This is a genomic window from Lactiplantibacillus modestisalitolerans (assembly GCF_005405425.1).
Classification (GTDB): Bacteria; Bacillota; Bacilli; order Lactobacillales; family Lactobacillaceae; genus Lactiplantibacillus; species Lactiplantibacillus modestisalitolerans.
The window spans coordinates 53,072-69,512 of sequence record NZ_BJEA01000013.1 but is presented as its reverse complement, the minus strand read 5'-3'; the positions used below and the strand labels follow the sequence as shown (position 1 = coordinate 69,512).

The window sequence follows — 16,441 nt, the reverse complement described above, 5'->3', positions numbered from 1 at the left end:
GGTTAAGCGGAGCCAGCTGACTTTTGGCGCACGTTTTGGCTATTAACATGAGGCAACACGAAAGAGGGGCTGTGACTTATGTCACTGTCCCTCTTTCGTTTACCAGTTTTAGCAAGGAAGTTAACCCGTTTGACCCAATTTGGATTACAATGGAAACGTACAAAAATTTGAAGGGGTGGCATGATGTTTAAATTAGATGCAATTGACCACGTGCTCGCAACGTTAGGTGACCACGCTGATTTTGCGACGATCGCACAGAAGGAAGCGGACCTCGGTGTCCAGCATTTTCAATACGACGTTGCCAGCGGTGCAACGACCTACTTTGGGGCGAACGGCTACATCGTTGAACGCCAAACTAACGGTCACGCAGCCACGGTCGCCCGCGAACTCGATGCGGCGACGGTCGAACAAGTTGCCAACAACTACGTGAGCGGCCAGTTAAGCCTAGCTGACGCGGCTAAGCAACTCGGCGCGGCTGGTTGTCACGCGTGGACGGCCAACTTAAAGCGTAAAATCATCGATTTTAGCGGTGCGGAAGGTAAAATTATCGTCGCCGTCAACTTCTAAGAAACGTTAAACGCTCCCCTAACTGTCACTGGACAATCAGGGGAGCGTTTTTAATTAATTTTTTAATACCCGGCCCGGTGGTACTGGCGGCTTAACCGCCGCTCATTCGCGAGGACGGTCAACATACTGAGTTTGCGCAACTGGGTGGAATCGTACCGTACTACCAGTTGTTCGGGACTATTAACGGTCACCGCCGTCACCCCCGGCTGGTCCACCAACATTTGCCGTACCGAACGCTGCAGGTCCGGATGTTGCGGCCAGACCCGCGACGTCAGCATCACCAGCCCGTGTTCCGGGTGCTGGAGTTTAATTTGATACTTTGTGAGGTAGCGATTCAATACTTCTTCAGGATTCATGCCAAGCCCTCCGCTCATCTAATCGGTTACTTTCATTGTGAGGGAGCTCGGTGAAAAGTGCAACTATTGTTAGCGGTGCCAACCCTAATTTATCACTATTTTTACGGGTTCGTTAATTGCATCGGCTGGCTTTTCGCCGTAATATTAATTTATTAATATTATTTTTGGAAGTGACATTTTTGAAACGAACGTTATCGGGATGGCGCCGTAACTTAGCCGTCCTCTGGCTAGGCACCTTCATCGCCGGCATGGGCTTCTCCGAAGTCATGCCGTTTTTATCGTTATACGTTGGTCAACTCGGCGACTTTACCAAGGGCCAACTCACCATTTACAGCGGGGTCACTTACGCCGTTACCTTTTTAGTGGTCGCGCTCGTTTCACCGATTTGGGGCAAACTCGCCGACCGCCACGGCCGTAAGTTGATGCTCCTGCGCTCTTCACTTGGCATGGCACTTGTGATCGGCCTCATGGGCTTTGTTCATAACATTTGGACGCTGATCCTGCTCCGCTTTCTTCAGGGCCTGTGCGCCGGTTATATTCCCAATGCCAGCGCCTTAATCGCCACCGAAACCCCGAAGGAAAATAGCGGAACCGCGATCGGCATTTTAACGACCGGCTACGTTTCAGGCAATTTAATCGGTCCGATTTTAGGGGGCGTCTTAGCGCAGCTTTTCTCAATTCGATTAACCTTCGTGATTACCGGAGTGCTCCTATTGATCGTTTTCGTCCTCAGTTTAACGCTAGTTCACGAACACTACCATCCGGACCTTAGCCGCAAGCAACCGAAAACGCGCGAACTCGTTAACCAATTTAAGAATCCAACGCTGATTATCACGCTGCTCGTCTCAACAATGATCATTCAAATGGGTAATAATTCCATTACACCCATTATTAGTTTGTACGTTAAGGAATTGATGCACAACGTCGGTCCGATTACGGTCGTTGCCGGCATCATTGCGGCTTTACCCGGAATTTCTACGTTACTAGCCGCCCCCAAACTCGGGCAACTCGGGGACAAGCACGGGACTGACCGGATTCTCGTTTTCGGCTTCGTGTTCGCCATCTTCATGTACTTTCCCCAGGGACTTGTTTCCAGCATTTGGACCCTTGGTCTCCTCCGCTTCATGATTGGGATTTCTGACGGTGCCCTGTTTCCAACCGTCCAGACGCTCCTTTCCAAAAACACGCCCCAGCACTTAACCGGGACGATTTTCAGTTGGAACCAATCCTTTCAAACAATGGGCAGTATGTTAGGGGCCTTACTTGGTGGACTCGTTTCTAACTGGTTTGACTATAACGGCGTCTTTATATTCACCGCACTCTCACTACTCGTCAACTTTATTGTTGTGTTGATTTTTATCCCGAGCATGCGGCATCCGTTTGCTACGAAAGGATAGCAAAAGCGCCTGGCCACCATTCACGGTAGCCAGGCGCTTTTCTGCCTTATAGCCGAAACGTGTTCGGCCGAGCTGACACCTGCGCTTGCTACGCTAACTAGCCATTGCAAAGACCGCAATAACTAGTTAGTGCGCTTTTCTGCCTTATAGTCTAAACGTGTTCGGGCCAGCTTGGTCCTGCGGTTAGCTACACAAAGTGCCATATGCACAAACCGCATACAGCACTTTGTTAGGCTAATCCTCAGACCAACCCGCTGGCCCTCACACTCTAATTCACATACCTCCCCATAAACGCCCCAACTCGCCGTGCATACTCCCTTGGGTGCATCGTATACGACTCCGCGTGCCCCGCACCCTTTACGACCCACAACTGCTTATCCTTCACACTCGTCGCCCGGTAATTTTCGTAAACCATCTTCGTCGGCACAAACGTGTCCTTATCCCCATGAATAAAGAAAATCGGCAACCGGTTCCGCTTCAACTGCGCAACCGAACTCGCCCGCATAAAATCAAAATGAGCCTTCGACTTCGCCACCCAGCTCGCCGTATACAACAACGGGAACTTCGGCAAGTGGTACAACTGGTTTAACTCGTAACCTAACTCGTCACCAACTCCCGTATAACCGCAATCCTCAATAATTGCCTTGACCTGCGTTGGTAACTGCTCCCCACTCATCATCATCACGGTCGCACCGCCCATCGAAACGCCAAACAAACCAATTTGGCTTGCCTGCCCGTTGCGCCGAACAACCTGCCGCGTCCACTTCACGTAATCCAACCGGTCTGGCCAGCCAAAGCCGTAATAATCGCCCTCACTTTGACCATTACCGCGATCATCCGGCGCAAGTACGTTATAGCCCTGACGATGCCACATCCGAATATAGCTCGCCATTTCCTCCTTGTTGCCCATGTAGCCGTGCGCCACAACGATCGTGCGCTTCGTCTGCTTAGCCGCCGGCACGTACACCGCCACCAATTTTAAATCATCGGTCGCCGACGTCTCGTGCCAGGTTTCTTTAGGGGTGCGTTTTAACCACGCCTGGTTCTTTTTCAAATTTGACTTGTTCTTGCTCGAACTATGGTTCAAAACTTTTGGGGTCGGCTCAAAGGCGAAGTGGTACAGGTAAAAACTGCCTCCAACCACGCCCAGCACCACGACGGTTAACAACGCCGCAAGTGCAAGCAGCCATTTTTTACGTCTCTTCATTCAATTCCCTCTTATTCTCTCTAACTTAACGCCCGCGTCGTCAATAGGTGGGCCCCCACGGTTTGCGCCGCGAACTGAATCGCTTGCCCTAACTGGTCCGTTGCTCGTGGAACGGCTCGTTGCGCCAAGGTCGCCGCTAGCGCTAGTCGAAACTGCTGGTAGCGCACCTCAATTTCACGTGATTCCCGAATTGCCAAAATCGCCCGACTAATCGTTTCCAATTTGAAATCCGTTTTTAAGAGCGACACAATCAACACCGCCACCACGTGATTACGGGTGTAGCGCCGTCCGGTGGGCCGACTGAAAAAGTGTTGTTTGACGTAGCTATTGACCATCGTTTTCGTCACCAACGGAAGGGCCAACGCGGTTAGTTGCTGGTTCACCAGCGCTAATAGTTGGTCCATATAAATTGGCATTGCCGGGAGCGTCTCCCAGGCGGGTAAATCGTAGTTGGTTAATGGGGTCGTCATCCTAATTCCTCCTTGAGCACGTTTTAATTTACCGTAAACTAGAATTAAATTCAAGCTTTACTCGTGTATACATTATATTATGTAGATTTATAATCTATTTAATATTAAAACGAACAAACCGCCTGCCTGTCAAGTCGGTGGTTCATTTGAAGAACATGAACGTTTTTGCCATTTTAGCCTCTTAGTGTTCAGAAAAAGTTGAAACGCACCCCCATTTTCGGCTACAATATAACCATTGATTATAAATTTTGCAGTTCAGAAAGGACAACTCTCATGAACAACGTTTACTTAGCGGCGCCCTTTTTCGACGACGCCCAAAAAGAACGCATTCAACAAGTGAAGGCCGCTTTAATGGCCAACCCAACTATCAATTCTGACGGAATCTTCATTCCCGAAGAACACCAATTCGAGGAAGAACCTTTCGGTAGTCGGGCTTGGCAACAATACGTTTACGCCTCTGACATGCGCCAAGTGCACCGGGCCGACGTCCTCGTTGCCATCCTCGACTATGATATGACGAGCGCAACTAACGAACCCGATTCCGGGACAATGTTCGAAGTTGGCGCGGCGGTCGCAGAAAAAACGCCGGTCCTAATCGTTCAGTTCGATGCGAACAAAGACTTGAACTTAATGATCGCCCAAGGGTTGACCGCCTACTTCGACGCTAGCAAAAGCGGCCTTGAAGAACTCGCAACCTACGACTGCGATAACCTTCGCTCTAAGCCAGCCAAGCGGCCCGTGTTTTAACGAAGAGAACATCAGCACTAATTACAAACACTAAAAATAACGCGTCGCTCTCTTTATACTGAGAACGACGCGTTATTGCATTAATTCATTAAATTTTAGCTCTATGATATATGGTGTTGGTCTGCTAAAAAGACTGCCAATTGAGTTTTCAAGCAGTTCGCCGTGACTACCGAAACAAGCAAGATTACGCTAAATTTGGTAACCGTTCTGCCAGATCATCAATTGAGACTTAACCAAGCAACCCGTGAAACTCAGTATAAAAACCAATCTAGCCAGCAGCGGGTGTAACCATGGCTCAACTGCGAAATTATTCTTAGTCGAAAGTGGGTTGCTTTCGGCTTAGAATAAGGCTCGAATTTGAGATTGCTCAGTGGGTTTCTGAGTGAGCTCAAATCGATGCCCGCAGTGTTCCAGCCAACCGGTTACACCCGTTGCTGGCGGTAATCTCAACCCCAATTGGTACCGAGGCTTAATTTTTATTGTTTACATCCCATTTTGCACCAACTTCAATCGCCTTCCGTCACTTCCAGTGCCGGGGCGGTTGCACGGCGTTGCTGCCAACGTTTATTGGCTTCGAGGACCAGTGTTGGGACGAGAACTGCGCCAAGCACAATTAACCAGTTCAGAACTGGGAGCGTCGTCAGGCTAAAGAACGTCCGTAAAAATGGAACCGTTGCAATCGCCAAAACGACCAACACCCCAGCAATCAGCCCGCGGTTTAACATCGGGTTCCGCTTGATTGACTGCCAGCTAAGGCTCCGCCGGTCCTTGATCGCGTAAATGTCGATCATTGACCCGAGTGCCAACACTAGGAAGACCATCGTCATTCCAACGCCCGCCTGATTATTCGTTAAGCCGAAGCGACCCAACGCGTAAATTCCCAGCGTGAGGGCCGTAAAGGTCGCGGCCCGAACGGCTAGTCGTTGGCGTAACCCCCGGGCTAAGATACTCTCGTCGTTCGCCACGGGTGGCTGTTGCATCGCTTGCGGCTCACCCGGTTCCTGACTAATAAAGAAGCCCGGAATCCCGTCCGCTAAGACGTTAATTATCAGTAACTGTTCTGCCAATAGCGGCGCGCCCCAACCAAAGAGGACCGCCCCCACCATTAGGAAAATCTGGGCAAAGTTCACCCCTACTAAGAACTCAACCGCCTTAATGATGTTTTGGTACACCGTCCGGCCTTCCTTAACGGCCGTCATGATGGTCGCAAAGTTATCATCCGTTAGGACCATATCGGCGGCGCCCTTCGACACTTCGGTCCCGGTGATCCCCATGGCAATTCCAACGTCGGCCGCCTTCAATGCCGGCGCGTCGTTGACCCCGTCACCAGTCATGGCAACGGATTTGCCAAGTTGTTGCCATGCTTGGACGATTCGAATCTTATCAGTTGGGGAAACCCGCGCGTAAACCGCAATCTTATCGATTTGGGCTTGTAACTCTTGATCGGACAGCGCTCGTAGCGTTTCACCGCTAACGGCTGTAAGTCCGTCTTCTAAAATACCAATTTCAGTAGCAATGGCCGTTGCCGTCACCAGGTGGTCCCCGGTAATCATAACGGGCATAATCCCAGCTTGTTTTGCTGCTTGAATAGCGGCAAACACTTCCGGCCGCGGCGGGTCAATGAGCCCGACTAACCCGGCTAAATGTAACTCAGTGCTTAACCGCGCCCAGTCATCACTGGCAACGTCGGCACCAACAATTTTGTACCCGACCGCTAGGACCCGTAAAGCCTGTTTTCCAAACTGGTCGTGGGCCCGCTGAGCAGCGGCCCGGTGCGGCTCATCCGCCCGGAGTGGTAGCCGGTCCCAAGCTCCCTTGACGATTACAAGCTGCCGGCCATCCTGCAGCCGATGAACCGTCGACATCATCTTTTTCGTGGAGTCAAACGGGTCCTCCGCAATTCGGGGTGTTTCCGCTTCTAGTTCCGCCCGGGTCAGCCCGTTAGTAGCTAACCAGCGAATGGCAGCGAGTTCCGTTGCGTCACCCACCGGGTGCTCTTCACCATCGACCTCGTTGATCTCGGCATTCGTTGCTAACCCTAGGTAGCGCATTAAGTCGCACCCCGCTTGGGACAGCGGTGCGTCCGCTTTAGCGACCCCTTTTTGGGGTGTCCAGTAGGTCGTAATCGTCATCTTATTCTGCGTTAACGTTCCCGTCTTATCCGACGCAATCACATCAACGCTCCCGATAGTTTCAACGGCACTGACCCGCCGCATGATTGCGTTTTGGTCGGCCATTCGGCGCACCCCGTGCGACAAACTAATCGTGACAATAATTGGTAATGTTTCGGGAACCGCCGCCACGGCGAGTGAAACCCCGATCATTAAACTATCCGCAACCCCCTGGTTCTGCACCCACACACTCAGGGCAAAGATAGTCATTCCACCGAGAACCGCAAAGGCCGTTAGCCAGCTAGAAAGCCGGTTCAAGCGTCCCTGCAATGGCGTTGCGCGTGGCTTCGTTTTGTTCAGCAACCCAGCAATTTGACCTAATTCCGTGGCCATCCCGGTCGTGAGCACTTGGATCGTCGCGGTTCCGGCCGTCACCGCCGTTCCCGAATAAACTTGCTGCTCCGCGGTCAGTTCAGCTGCGCCAGCATAAGCTTGTTTTTCAACTGGTAAACTTTCACCGGTCAACACAGCTTCGTCAACCGCTAAGTTGGTACTTGTGAGTACGACGGCGTCGGCGGGAACCTGATCCCCGGCCTTCAAAAGCACGACGTCCCCCGGTACGAGGGTCGTCGCCGCAACCGTTTGAACCGTTCCGTCGCGCCGAACGTTAGCGGTCGGTAAACTCATTGACTTCAGTGCCGCCAGCGACTTTTCCGCCGACGCTTCTTGGTACAACCCAATCACCACGTTAATGATTAAAATCGTTCCAATCACAATTGTTTTTGTCCAACCACCGTTTTGAGCGATGGCTAAGTAAGTGGCCAACCCGACTGCAAAGAGTAGCACCAGTGACGAAACGTCACTCAGATGTTGCCAAATTTTGCGCCACAACGGCACGGGACGGGCCGCAACCAGTTCGTTTGCACCGAACTTAGTTGTGCGTTCCGTTACCATCGCGGTCGTTAAACCGGACTCGGGGGTTGGATGGAATGGGGCGTTCGAAAACTTCTGCATAGCATTCTCCTCCGTAATTCGATTATCGTTACTATATCCGTTAACTAATGATAACGTAAACATTTGGTCGTTTTTTAACCAAAATATGAAAAAGGTTTGAAGTTCTGACTAGCTGCTATAATAATTCAAATTGTTTCACAGTGAAAAAACTAATAAGTTTATGTTCACGAGTAAGTTTAAATTCAGGAATATTGTTATAATAGAGTTTAAACACATACTGGAGGCCTAGCTGGAATGAAAATTAAATTAATCTCAACAAGTGACGTGCACGGCTACTTAGCACCAACGGATTATAGTCGGAGGGACAACGTCGCGCCATTTGGCCTGGCTCGCGTCGCCAGTGTGATTCGCCAGCAAACTAAGCACGATAATGACAACGTTTGGCCGATTGTCATCGACAACGGTGATTACGTGCAGGGCTCACCATTGACCTATTTCATTGCAAAAAGACACCGCGCAACCGCCCCCCTCTATTCACAGCTGGCTAATTGTAACCAGGTTGCGGCCGGCGTATTTGGCAACCACGAATTCAATTACGGGCTCGACTACCTCGACCTGTGCGAATCTAGTCGCCACTATCCAATGTTGGCGGCTAATATTCATGATGATCAAAACCGCGCCCTGTTTGCTAAGCCGTATACCATCCTTGAACGCGCCGGGGTCAAAGTTGCTATTTTAGGGCTAACCACGCAGTTCGTTGCCCATTGGGAGCAACCCCGCAACATCGCCGGGCTCCACTTTGCCGACGTTGTGGATACGGCGAAACACTGGGTACCTAAATTACGGCAACTCGCCGACGTCGTCGTCGTTGCCTACCATGGTGGTATTGAATGCGACCCACTAACGGGCCACCCAACTGAACGTCAAAACGGCGAAAACCGCGGTTACGCCATGCTAGCCGAAGTTCCGGGTATCGACGCCCTAATCACCGGCCATCAGCACCGGCAACTCGCCACCAGTATTAAGGGCGTCCCGGTAACCCAGCCCGGTATGCGGGGCACCAACGTTGGCTTAATTACGCTAACGTTCGAACGGGGACAAATCACCGACCGGCACGCCGACTTGTTAACCGTCGCTAACGCGCCCGCAGACCCAGCACTAATGCAGCGAATTGCCCCCATCAACCATGCCATGGAAGATTGGCTCGACACGCCGCTTGGTCAAATCAACGGTAACATGCTCGTTCATGACCACCTGGAAGCGCGGTTACATAACCACCCGTACCTTAACTTTATTAACCAGGTTGAAATGGCCGCGACGGGGACCGACATTGCGGCAACCGCCCTATTTAACGACGACGTTCCCGGTCTTAAACCACACGTCACGATGCGCGAAGTCATGAACAGTTACGTTTACCCCAATAAGCTCGCGGTTGAAACGGTGAGTGGTGCCGATTTGCGGGGGGCGTTGGAACGCTGCGCCAGCTACTTCATCCTCAAGGACGGTCAGGTTCAGGTGAACCCCGCTTTCTTGAAGCCCAAGTTACGGCACTACGTTTACGATATTTATAGTGGCATCGACTACCGGTTTGATTTAACCAAACCGTTTGGTCAACGGGTCGTTCAATTAGACTACCATGGTCAACCGGTGCAACCCGACCAACAATTAACGGTCACGCTCAACCATTACCGGGCCGGCGGTGGCGGGAACTACCCAATGTATCAGACCGATAAAATTGAGCGTCAACTCTCAACTGACATGACGGTCCTGATTGCCGACTACTTCGCGGAACACCCCGTCGTGACGGCCAGCCAACCCACAAACTTTACGGTGTCCTATTAGGCTGTAAATCGGCTTTGAATTGCCACCAGTAGGAGCCCGAGACCAGCCGGCTAGGTACTTCGTTTCCACTTTTATCGACTAACCTGATTAGGAAGCATCCGTACCAACTATATGAATCCATAAACAAAGACCACGCTAGTTACCGGCAGTTCACCGATACTAACGTGGTCTTTGTTTATTGGATCTATGATATATGGTATTGATCCGCAAAAAAGATGCCAGTTAAGCTTTCCAAAAATTCATTATGCTTGCCAGAGTGAGTGGGCAAGGTTGAGTTTAATTAATAAACATCCCGCAAAATCAGCTTTACCAATTGAGACACTAAAGTCAGCCGCGAAGTCTCATATTAAGGCAAGACTAGCCAGTAGCGGGTGTAACCATGGCTCAACTGCGAAATTATTCTTGGCCGGAAGTGGGTTGCTTCCGGCTTAGAATAAGGCTCGTATTTGAGATTACTCAGTGGTTTTCTGAGTGAGCTCAAATCGATGCCCGCAGTGTTCCAGCCAACCGGTTACACCCGCTGCTGGCGGCATATCAACACCAATTAGTACAGAACCTGTTTATTCAGGCTAATTCTTCATTAGAAGTCCGTTTGATCCGGATCCTTCGCCAAGCCCGCAACACCGTGAAGACCATCGATCGTCTGCATGTCGGCCGTGCTTAGTTCAAAATCAAATAAATCCGTATTTTGTTCAATTCGGTCAGCGTGAACCGACTTTGGTAACGGTAAGAATCCGTGCTGGAGGGACCAGCGCAATACAACCTGCGCCACCGTCTTATGATACCGGTCCGCTAACTGCTTCAACTCTGGAATGCCAAAAATTTTACCAGTTCCAAGTGGACTGTACGCTTCGGATAGAATATCGTGGGCGCGGTTGTACGCCACCACTTCATCCTGCGTGTCACTCGGATTTAAGAAAATCTGGTTGACCGCCGGCACCACCTTTGCCGTTTTTAAGAGCGCGTCTAAGTGCTTGGCCCGGAAATTTGAAACCCCAATGGCCCGGGCTTTCCGATCCGCGTAGGCTTCTTCCATAGCCCGCCAGCTCTCCGCGTTCAACTGTTCCCAGTGATCACGCATCGGTGCCGGGTTCGGCCAGTGAATCAGGTATAAATCGACGTAGTCCAACCCTAACTTGGTCAAGGATGTCGCCAAGGCCTTTTTAGTTGCTTCGTAACCGTGGTCCGCATTCCATAACTTAGTCGTGACGAACAGGTCTTCACGCGCGACCCCGCTATCCGCAATCGCCTTACCCACGCTTTCTTCGTTACCATAAGCAGCCGCCGTATCAATATGACGATAACCCGCTTTCAACGCGGCTAACACTGAATCATAAGCGACCTGGCCGTCGGGTGTTTGCCAAGTACCAAAGCCCACAATTGGAATCTTCGTACCGTTATTTAACGCGTACGTATCGGTTAATTTGGTCAATGCTGTCATTTAAAGCCCTCCAATAGTTAATTCCGGCACTACTTTAGTAATGCTGGTTGAAGCTCGTCCTTAACGTGGCGCCGCCCACTAAAGGCGGTCCAACAATTACCCTAAGTTTACCCTGCCTCCCGGGGGGCGCGTCAAACATTCTGCTTTAAAATTAGTGACGCTAGCCATAATTCGTGCGAAAATATAATCATTCTTATTGAAAGGGGGCCGCTCACCATCAATCCGTTAACCGAAACGCTTCAAACCACCCTCCTTGCCGGGGCGATTTTACTCGAAAACGGCGCCGAAATTCAACGCGTCGAAGATACCATGCACCGCATCGCAACCAATGCCGGCTACCCGGACATGCAGGTGTTCGTCCTCCTAACCGGGATTACGGTTTCGTTACCCGAAAACGAAACGAGTCAGGTTCGGGCCATCCACCGCCGCGGTATCGACCTTGAAAAGGTCGACCAAGTAAACAGTCTGTCCCGGCGGTTTGCGGCCACTGAAATCGACTTAGACGGCTTCTACCAAGCACTCCAGCAGGTCAACCAGGCCGTCCCGACCTTTCCTGCCAGTTGGCTCTGCGTTGCCGCCGTTGTGGTCAGCGTCACCCTGATGGTTGCGTTTACGGGCCATCTCACCCCCAGCGACTTGATTACCTGCGGCTTAGCGGGTGGGGCCGGTTTTGCCGCCTACTACTGGACTAGCGAGCTCGGCACCATCCGGTTCGTTAACGAGTTTATTGGCGCCCTAATTATCGGCCTGATCACCCTCATCGGTAATTACCTCACGGCTGGCAATTACCATCCCGACGCCATCATTATCGGTGCCGTTATGCCGCTCGTGCCCGGTGTCGCCATTACCAACGCGGTCCGTGATACGATGACCGGCAACCTATTAAGTGGCCCTGCTCGCGCCATTGAGGCCATTTTATCCGCCTGCGCCATCGGGGTCGGCATCGCCCTGACATCATTTTTCTACTAGGAGGAACCCGTATGCTGACTTGGCTTTTAACAACCGGCCTACTTCAACTGATTCTCGCGTACCTGGCAACCGCCGGGTTTGCCGTAATCCTCAACATTCCGCGACGGGCCGTCAATCTTAGCGGTTGGGTCGGTGCGGCGGGCTGGCTAACGTATGAAATTCTCTACCAAACGCTCCCCGTCTCAGTAAACGGTAAACTGGCCATTGGTAACCTCGTTGCGGCCATCGTGATTGGGGTCACCAGCGGCCTAGCCGCCCACTATAAACGCATGCCCATGATTATCTTTAACATTCCGAGCCTCGTCCCACTCGTGCCCGGTGGTCAATCCTACCGGGTCGTCCGCAACCTGGTGACGGGCCAGCCGCAGCTCGCCAACCATTATCTGGGCCAGGTCGTGATCATTGCCGGCGTAATCGCCATCGGCTTTTTAATTGCTGAGCTCATTAATCAGTTAATTTTCGGCACTGGGCGGCGCGCGCAAGGCCACTAGTGGATGGAAGGCTGGTTACTAGTGTCAGGCCGCTGCTGGCGGCAATTATCAATCTAATCAGTATAGGGCCTAAAAAAACAGGGTGCGTCGACTAAGCGGCGCACCCTGTTTTATTATTATTTAGTGGACTAAAGCGAAGTAACCGATAACGAGAATCCCTAAGATAATTCGATACCAACCAAAAGCTTTAAAGTCGTTTTTCTTGATGTAGTCTAATAAGAACCGGATCGATAAGTACGCGACAACGAAGGAAACAATCACGCCGACCGCCAAGACCATCCCCTGAATCCCGACTAAGGTACCACCGTGATCAAAGAACTTATACAGCTTCAGGAGTGACGCCCCAAACATCGTTGGAATCGCCATGAAGAATGAGAACTCCGTTGCAACGTACCGGGAAGTTCCAATTAAGATCGCCCCTAAAATGGTTGCGCCTGAACGCGACGTTCCTGGAATCAGGGAAAGTAATTGGAAGCACCCAATGAATAACGCCGTCATGTACGGTAACGTTTGTAAGTTACTGTGCCGCGGTGTGAGACGTTTATTGTGATTTTCAATCACAATAAACAGAACCCCGTAAATAATCAACGTAGCCGAAACGACGGCCCAGTTCATTAAGTGTTCGTCCATCCAATCATTGAGTGGCAGCCCAATGATGACCGATGGAATCACCGCCAGTAACACCTTGCTCCATAATACCCAGGTGTCCCGCTGTTCCTGATGATTCTTTCGTGGTGACCACGGGTTTAATTTGTGGAAGTAAAGGACAACCACCGCCATGATGGCCCCCAGCTGAATCACGACGTTAAACATGTCCGTAAACTGCGTGGACTGTTGCATCTTAATGAATTCGTCCACCAACACCAAGTGACCCGTCGAACTGATCGGTAAGAACTCGGTAATCCCTTCAACGATCCCCAGGATCACCGCTTTAATAATATCTAACACAAGCGTATTCCTTTCTTTGTCCAAAGTCGGCTACCACGCACTTGCAATAACCCGACCGAAATCAATGCCGATCATCCCCCGATGACCGCAACATAGTCACATTATAACAATCACTGTGGGCTGATAATAGCGTTCACGGGCACTTTTTTAGTTAAGATTCCTTTAATAACGCTTTCAATGCCGTTTGGTACGCTTGCTCGGTCTGAGCGTCAAAACAAATTATTCGAATTTCGTTAACGGACTTCGCGGTGGTGGCCGCAGTCGTCGCTAGCGTTCGTAATGCCAGTGGCGCCGCAATCGCTAACGGAAAGTGGTAAATCCCGGTACTAATGGACGGAAACGCAACCGTTTGGCACCCCGCCTGCGCCGCCACGTTCAAACTATTTCGATAACTATTGGCTAGCAGTCGCCGCTCATCGTGTTGACCACCCCGCCAAATTGGGCCGGGCGTGTGCACCACGTACTTCGCGGGCAACTCATAACCATCCGTCAGCTTAGCTTCACCCGTTGGACAACCGTTTAACTGGCGACATGCCGCTAACAATTGCGGCCCAGCCGCTTGGTGAATCGCACCGTCAACACCGCCCCCACCTAATAAACTCGTATTGGCCGCGTTCACGATCGCATCAACCGCAACCGTTGTAATGTCGCCCCGTTCAACTTTAATCGTTGCCATCCTTATGCAATCCCCTTTAAAATCAAATTCACACTTGTCGTTGCTTGTTGTTTCAACTGCGCTGCACTAGGATCTTGTTTTGCCAGTAATTGTAAACCAGTCCGCACTTGCATCAAACTCGCGGCCACTTCAGCTAACGGCGCGTCAAGCTGGGCCGCTTGGGGTGCCAACCACCCCACAAACCGGCTCTGCAAATCCGCATACAACGCCTGCAATTGCGCGGTTAGAACCGGCGCCTGGTCAGGTGCGAGCGTCGCTAATAAGTCCACCATCCAACAGCCGCGTGGCCACTGGTCACTTTGAAACGGCCACAAGCAACAAGCGCTGATGATGGCGGCCGGGGGCGTTTGCCGGGCTTTTTCCCGCGCAACTAAGCGGGTCAATTCTTGGTTAAGCACGTCCTGATACAGTTGTAAACACTGCCGGGCCGCGACGGTCTTACTATGATACTGCCGGTAAAATTGGGAACGCGATAACTGGGCGGCCGCCGCCAAATCCGCCACCGTCGTCTGATAATAGCCGGCACGCCAAAACTGCATCAGCATAGCACGCCGGGCTTCAATCGGTGTTAAAGTCGTTGCCATTAGCCATTCCTCCTAACTTGCAAGCAAGTACTGAATGCCGCGAATAAGCGACCATAGGTAACTCGCAATTGCGATCAATGCCAGCACCGGCAACACGATGATTGCGATCCAACCACTTTTAACCACGTCGTTCAGGTAAAAACCACTGATACCAAAGATAATTAAAAAAATAATCATTAAAATTGTCGGTAATAAATGTAGCCAAAAAGCGCGGCCAGCCGTTCGGTGGGCATCCGGATTATTGCCCGTCATCAGCCAGACAATTAACGGAAATAGTACCGGTAAAAATAAAATACTGAGGTAACTCAAACTATTAATTAATCGATTATTAGCCATGGTAATCCCTCCCCTATTTAATTTGAGTATAGCGAAATCGATACTCGGCGGCAAATAATAAAGAAATCTAAAAATCCTTATAAGTCTTTCAAATTTAGTCGCCGACCCCAACTTACGTTCCCCCGCTCTGGTATAATACAGGTGCACTTAATTAAGATGCGGAGGAATCATTATGCTGAAACAAATCGGCTTTAAATTCAATTGGGTGGCTCTTTTGACCACCCTGTGCTTCGGTCTAATTAGTTGGCAAGTAACCGCCAACGCCGAAACGAGTTCGGACACCCCAATCGTAACGTTGGGTAGTAGTCTGACCAGCTCACAAAAGAATGGAACTATCAATACGCTAACTGCCAGCCTCAACGGGGCGGATTATCAAACCTTGACCGTCAACGGGGCGACTCTCGTTAAGTACTTAAACCCATCCGGTGAAAGCTTTACGAGTAATTCAGGCGTTTGGTCGAGTGCCATGATTCAAAAGACCAGCTCTGGTTCGGGAATCAACGTCAAAATTTTAGATTATAACGGTAGCAATAATATCACCACGATTACCGCCAACCAGTATAAAAACGCGGCCCTAACCGCCGGAATCAGCGATGCCAACATTTACGTGACGTCAGCCACCCCGATTGATGGTTCGGGAGCCCTCGCTGGGGTTTACGCAGCTTACGCCCAAAACGGCGAAACGTTAAATACCAAGCAAGTGAACGCCGCGCAAAACGAGCTCAGCACACTGAGTGACATTACTAAGGAAAACAAAGATAAGGATGGTTATACCGACTCGCAATTGAACAATGCGGTGGCCGGGGCCAAAAAGGAAATGGCCCAGAAGGGTTCCGACGTAACCAAAAACGAAATCACCACCATCGTCAACCAGCAAATTACGAATAACAATTTAACCAACGTGATCACGAATAATCAGAAGCAGCAGATCATCAACTTGCTCGTTGAGATTCGGGATTCGGGGGCCTTAAATTCGTCAAACTTTAAGAATCAAGCCAGTTCACTGATGAAAAACATTCAATCGAATGCCAAGGGCGTCTTTAGCAAACTCAACACGGCTGAAAACCGTAACTTTTTACAAAAGATTTGGGACGCCATCGTCAATTTCTTCAGTTCTGTTTTCCAAGCACTGGTTAATTTGATTAGCTAATAACTTTCAGGGTAAAAAAATAACGCGGAACCGCCAAGGCATTTGGGGTTCCGCGTTTTGTGTTTCTGCACCAATTGGTAGCCTAGTTAGTACTTTTAATTAATTAATTAATCGAACAAGCATCCATTATTAACCATAAATTTCCCCTACTACGCATTAATTCGACCTAAATAAGCTTCATTTATGTAATCGGTA

The 16,441-nt window shown here is 50.5% G+C and carries 16 protein-coding genes; 7 read left to right on the top strand and 9 right to left on the bottom strand.

The genetic code is table 11. The annotated features are described in order from the left end of the window. Positions 1-180 precede the first annotated feature (180 nt). Positions 181-567 (top strand): DUF1398 family protein, encoded by a 387-nt coding sequence (locus FFM79_RS08755; RefSeq protein ID WP_225424415.1) that lies wholly within the window; start codon positions 181-183, stop codon positions 565-567. 62 nt (positions 568-629) lie between these two features. Here the strand turns inward: FFM79_RS08755 and FFM79_RS08750 are convergent, their stop codons facing one another. Then, complete coding sequence (locus FFM79_RS08750; RefSeq protein ID WP_137643097.1) at positions 630-923, bottom strand: hypothetical protein; 294 nt, start codon at positions 921-923, stop codon at positions 630-632. 179 nt (positions 924-1,102) lie between these two features. Here FFM79_RS08750 and FFM79_RS08745 point away from each other — a divergent pair, with 179 nt between their 5' ends. After that, on the top strand, positions 1,103-2,320 hold the full coding sequence (locus FFM79_RS08745) for an MFS transporter (RefSeq protein ID WP_137643096.1): 1,218 nt from the start codon (positions 1,103-1,105) through the stop codon (positions 2,318-2,320). A 268-nt stretch (positions 2,321-2,588) separates the two neighbouring features. On the opposite strand, the gene FFM79_RS08740 is transcribed toward FFM79_RS08745, so the two are convergent. Further along, complete coding sequence (locus FFM79_RS08740) at positions 2,589-3,527, bottom strand: alpha/beta hydrolase (protein ID WP_137643095.1); 939 nt, start codon at positions 3,525-3,527, stop codon at positions 2,589-2,591. Between the two features lie 20 nt (positions 3,528-3,547). After that, positions 3,548-3,997: a DUF1836 domain-containing protein gene (locus tag FFM79_RS08735; protein ID WP_137643094.1), complete on the bottom strand. Its 450-nt coding sequence runs from the start codon at positions 3,995-3,997 to the stop codon at positions 3,548-3,550. Between the two features lie 273 nt (positions 3,998-4,270). Between FFM79_RS08735 and FFM79_RS08730 the strand changes: the two genes are divergently transcribed. Beyond that, positions 4,271-4,744, top strand: coding sequence for a nucleoside 2-deoxyribosyltransferase (locus FFM79_RS08730; protein ID WP_137643093.1), 474 nt, complete (start codon positions 4,271-4,273; stop codon positions 4,742-4,744). A gap of 506 nt (positions 4,745-5,250) precedes the next feature. Here FFM79_RS08730 and FFM79_RS08725 read toward each other — a convergent pair. Further along, positions 5,251-7,869 carry a cation-translocating P-type ATPase gene (locus tag FFM79_RS08725; RefSeq protein ID WP_137643092.1) on the bottom strand — a complete coding sequence of 873 codons (2,619 nt, stop codon included), beginning with the start codon at positions 7,867-7,869 and terminating at the stop codon, positions 5,251-5,253. Between the two features lie 234 nt (positions 7,870-8,103). Here FFM79_RS08725 and FFM79_RS08720 point away from each other — a divergent pair, with 234 nt between their 5' ends. After that, positions 8,104-9,651: a bifunctional metallophosphatase/5'-nucleotidase gene (locus FFM79_RS08720; RefSeq protein WP_137643091.1), complete on the top strand. Its 1,548-nt coding sequence runs from the start codon at positions 8,104-8,106 to the stop codon at positions 9,649-9,651. A gap of 580 nt (positions 9,652-10,231) precedes the next feature. Here FFM79_RS08720 and FFM79_RS08715 read toward each other — a convergent pair. Then, complete coding sequence (locus FFM79_RS08715; protein ID WP_137643090.1) at positions 10,232-11,092, bottom strand: aldo/keto reductase; 861 nt, start codon at positions 11,090-11,092, stop codon at positions 10,232-10,234. Positions 11,093-11,308: 216 nt separating this feature from the next. Between FFM79_RS08715 and FFM79_RS08710 the strand changes: the two genes are divergently transcribed. Together FFM79_RS08710 and FFM79_RS08705 are read left to right on the top strand one after the other, a co-directional pair. Continuing rightward, entirely contained in the window at positions 11,309-12,061 is a 753-nt protein-coding gene (locus tag FFM79_RS08710) for a threonine/serine exporter family protein (protein ID WP_137643089.1), read from the top strand. Positions 12,062-12,072: 11 nt separating this feature from the next. Further along, on the top strand, positions 12,073-12,552 hold the full coding sequence (locus FFM79_RS08705) for a threonine/serine exporter family protein (protein WP_137643088.1): 480 nt from the start codon (positions 12,073-12,075) through the stop codon (positions 12,550-12,552). 120 nt (positions 12,553-12,672) lie between these two features. Here the strand turns inward: FFM79_RS08705 and FFM79_RS08700 are convergent, their stop codons facing one another. The 4 genes from FFM79_RS08700 to FFM79_RS08685 form a co-directional block, all read right to left on the bottom strand. Further along, positions 12,673-13,500: an undecaprenyl-diphosphate phosphatase gene (locus FFM79_RS08700; RefSeq protein WP_137643087.1), complete on the bottom strand. Its 828-nt coding sequence runs from the start codon at positions 13,498-13,500 to the stop codon at positions 12,673-12,675. A gap of 151 nt (positions 13,501-13,651) precedes the next feature. Next, positions 13,652-14,176 (bottom strand): O-acetyl-ADP-ribose deacetylase, encoded by a 525-nt coding sequence (locus FFM79_RS08695; protein ID WP_137643086.1) that lies wholly within the window; start codon positions 14,174-14,176, stop codon positions 13,652-13,654. A gap of 2 nt (positions 14,177-14,178) precedes the next feature. Next, positions 14,179-14,760 carry a TetR/AcrR family transcriptional regulator gene (locus tag FFM79_RS08690; protein ID WP_137643085.1) on the bottom strand — a complete coding sequence of 194 codons (582 nt, stop codon included), beginning with the start codon at positions 14,758-14,760 and terminating at the stop codon, positions 14,179-14,181. Positions 14,761-14,772: 12 nt separating this feature from the next. Beyond that, a complete protein-coding gene (locus tag FFM79_RS08685) occupies positions 14,773-15,096 on the bottom strand; it encodes a DUF4870 domain-containing protein (RefSeq protein WP_137643084.1) in 324 nt (107 codons plus the stop codon). Between the two features lie 172 nt (positions 15,097-15,268). Between FFM79_RS08685 and FFM79_RS08680 the strand changes: the two genes are divergently transcribed. Beyond that, complete coding sequence (locus FFM79_RS08680; RefSeq protein ID WP_137643083.1) at positions 15,269-16,246, top strand: DUF1002 domain-containing protein; 978 nt, start codon at positions 15,269-15,271, stop codon at positions 16,244-16,246. Positions 16,247-16,441: the final 195 nt, after the last annotated feature.

Excerpts from the sequence above, each read along its gene's own strand:
- FFM79_RS08755 (WP_225424415.1), top strand. The coding sequence starts at position 181 with ATGATGTTTAAATTAGATGCAATTGACCACGTGCTCGCAACGTTAGGT.
- FFM79_RS08750 (WP_137643097.1), bottom strand. The coding sequence starts at position 923 with ATGAATCCTGAAGAAGTATTGAATCGCTACCTCACAAAGTATCAAATT.
- FFM79_RS08740 (WP_137643095.1), bottom strand. The coding sequence starts at position 3,527 with ATGAAGAGACGTAAAAAATGGCTGCTTGCACTTGCGGCGTTGTTAACC.
- FFM79_RS08735 (WP_137643094.1), bottom strand. The coding sequence starts at position 3,997 with ATGACGACCCCATTAACCAACTACGATTTACCCGCCTGGGAGACGCTC.
- FFM79_RS08730 (WP_137643093.1), top strand. The coding sequence starts at position 4,271 with ATGAACAACGTTTACTTAGCGGCGCCCTTTTTCGACGACGCCCAAAAA.
- FFM79_RS08725 (WP_137643092.1), bottom strand. The coding sequence starts at position 7,869 with ATGCAGAAGTTTTCGAACGCCCCATTCCATCCAACCCCCGAGTCCGGT.
- FFM79_RS08720 (WP_137643091.1), top strand. The coding sequence starts at position 8,104 with ATGAAAATTAAATTAATCTCAACAAGTGACGTGCACGGCTACTTAGCA.
- FFM79_RS08715 (WP_137643090.1), bottom strand. The coding sequence starts at position 11,092 with ATGACAGCATTGACCAAATTAACCGATACGTACGCGTTAAATAACGGT.
- FFM79_RS08705 (WP_137643088.1), top strand. The coding sequence starts at position 12,073 with ATGCTGACTTGGCTTTTAACAACCGGCCTACTTCAACTGATTCTCGCG.
- FFM79_RS08695 (WP_137643086.1), bottom strand. The coding sequence starts at position 14,176 with ATGGCAACGATTAAAGTTGAACGGGGCGACATTACAACGGTTGCGGTT.
- FFM79_RS08690 (WP_137643085.1), bottom strand. The coding sequence starts at position 14,760 with ATGGCAACGACTTTAACACCGATTGAAGCCCGGCGTGCTATGCTGATG.
- FFM79_RS08685 (WP_137643084.1), bottom strand. The coding sequence starts at position 15,096 with ATGGCTAATAATCGATTAATTAATAGTTTGAGTTACCTCAGTATTTTA.
- FFM79_RS08680 (WP_137643083.1), top strand. The coding sequence starts at position 15,269 with ATGCTGAAACAAATCGGCTTTAAATTCAATTGGGTGGCTCTTTTGACC.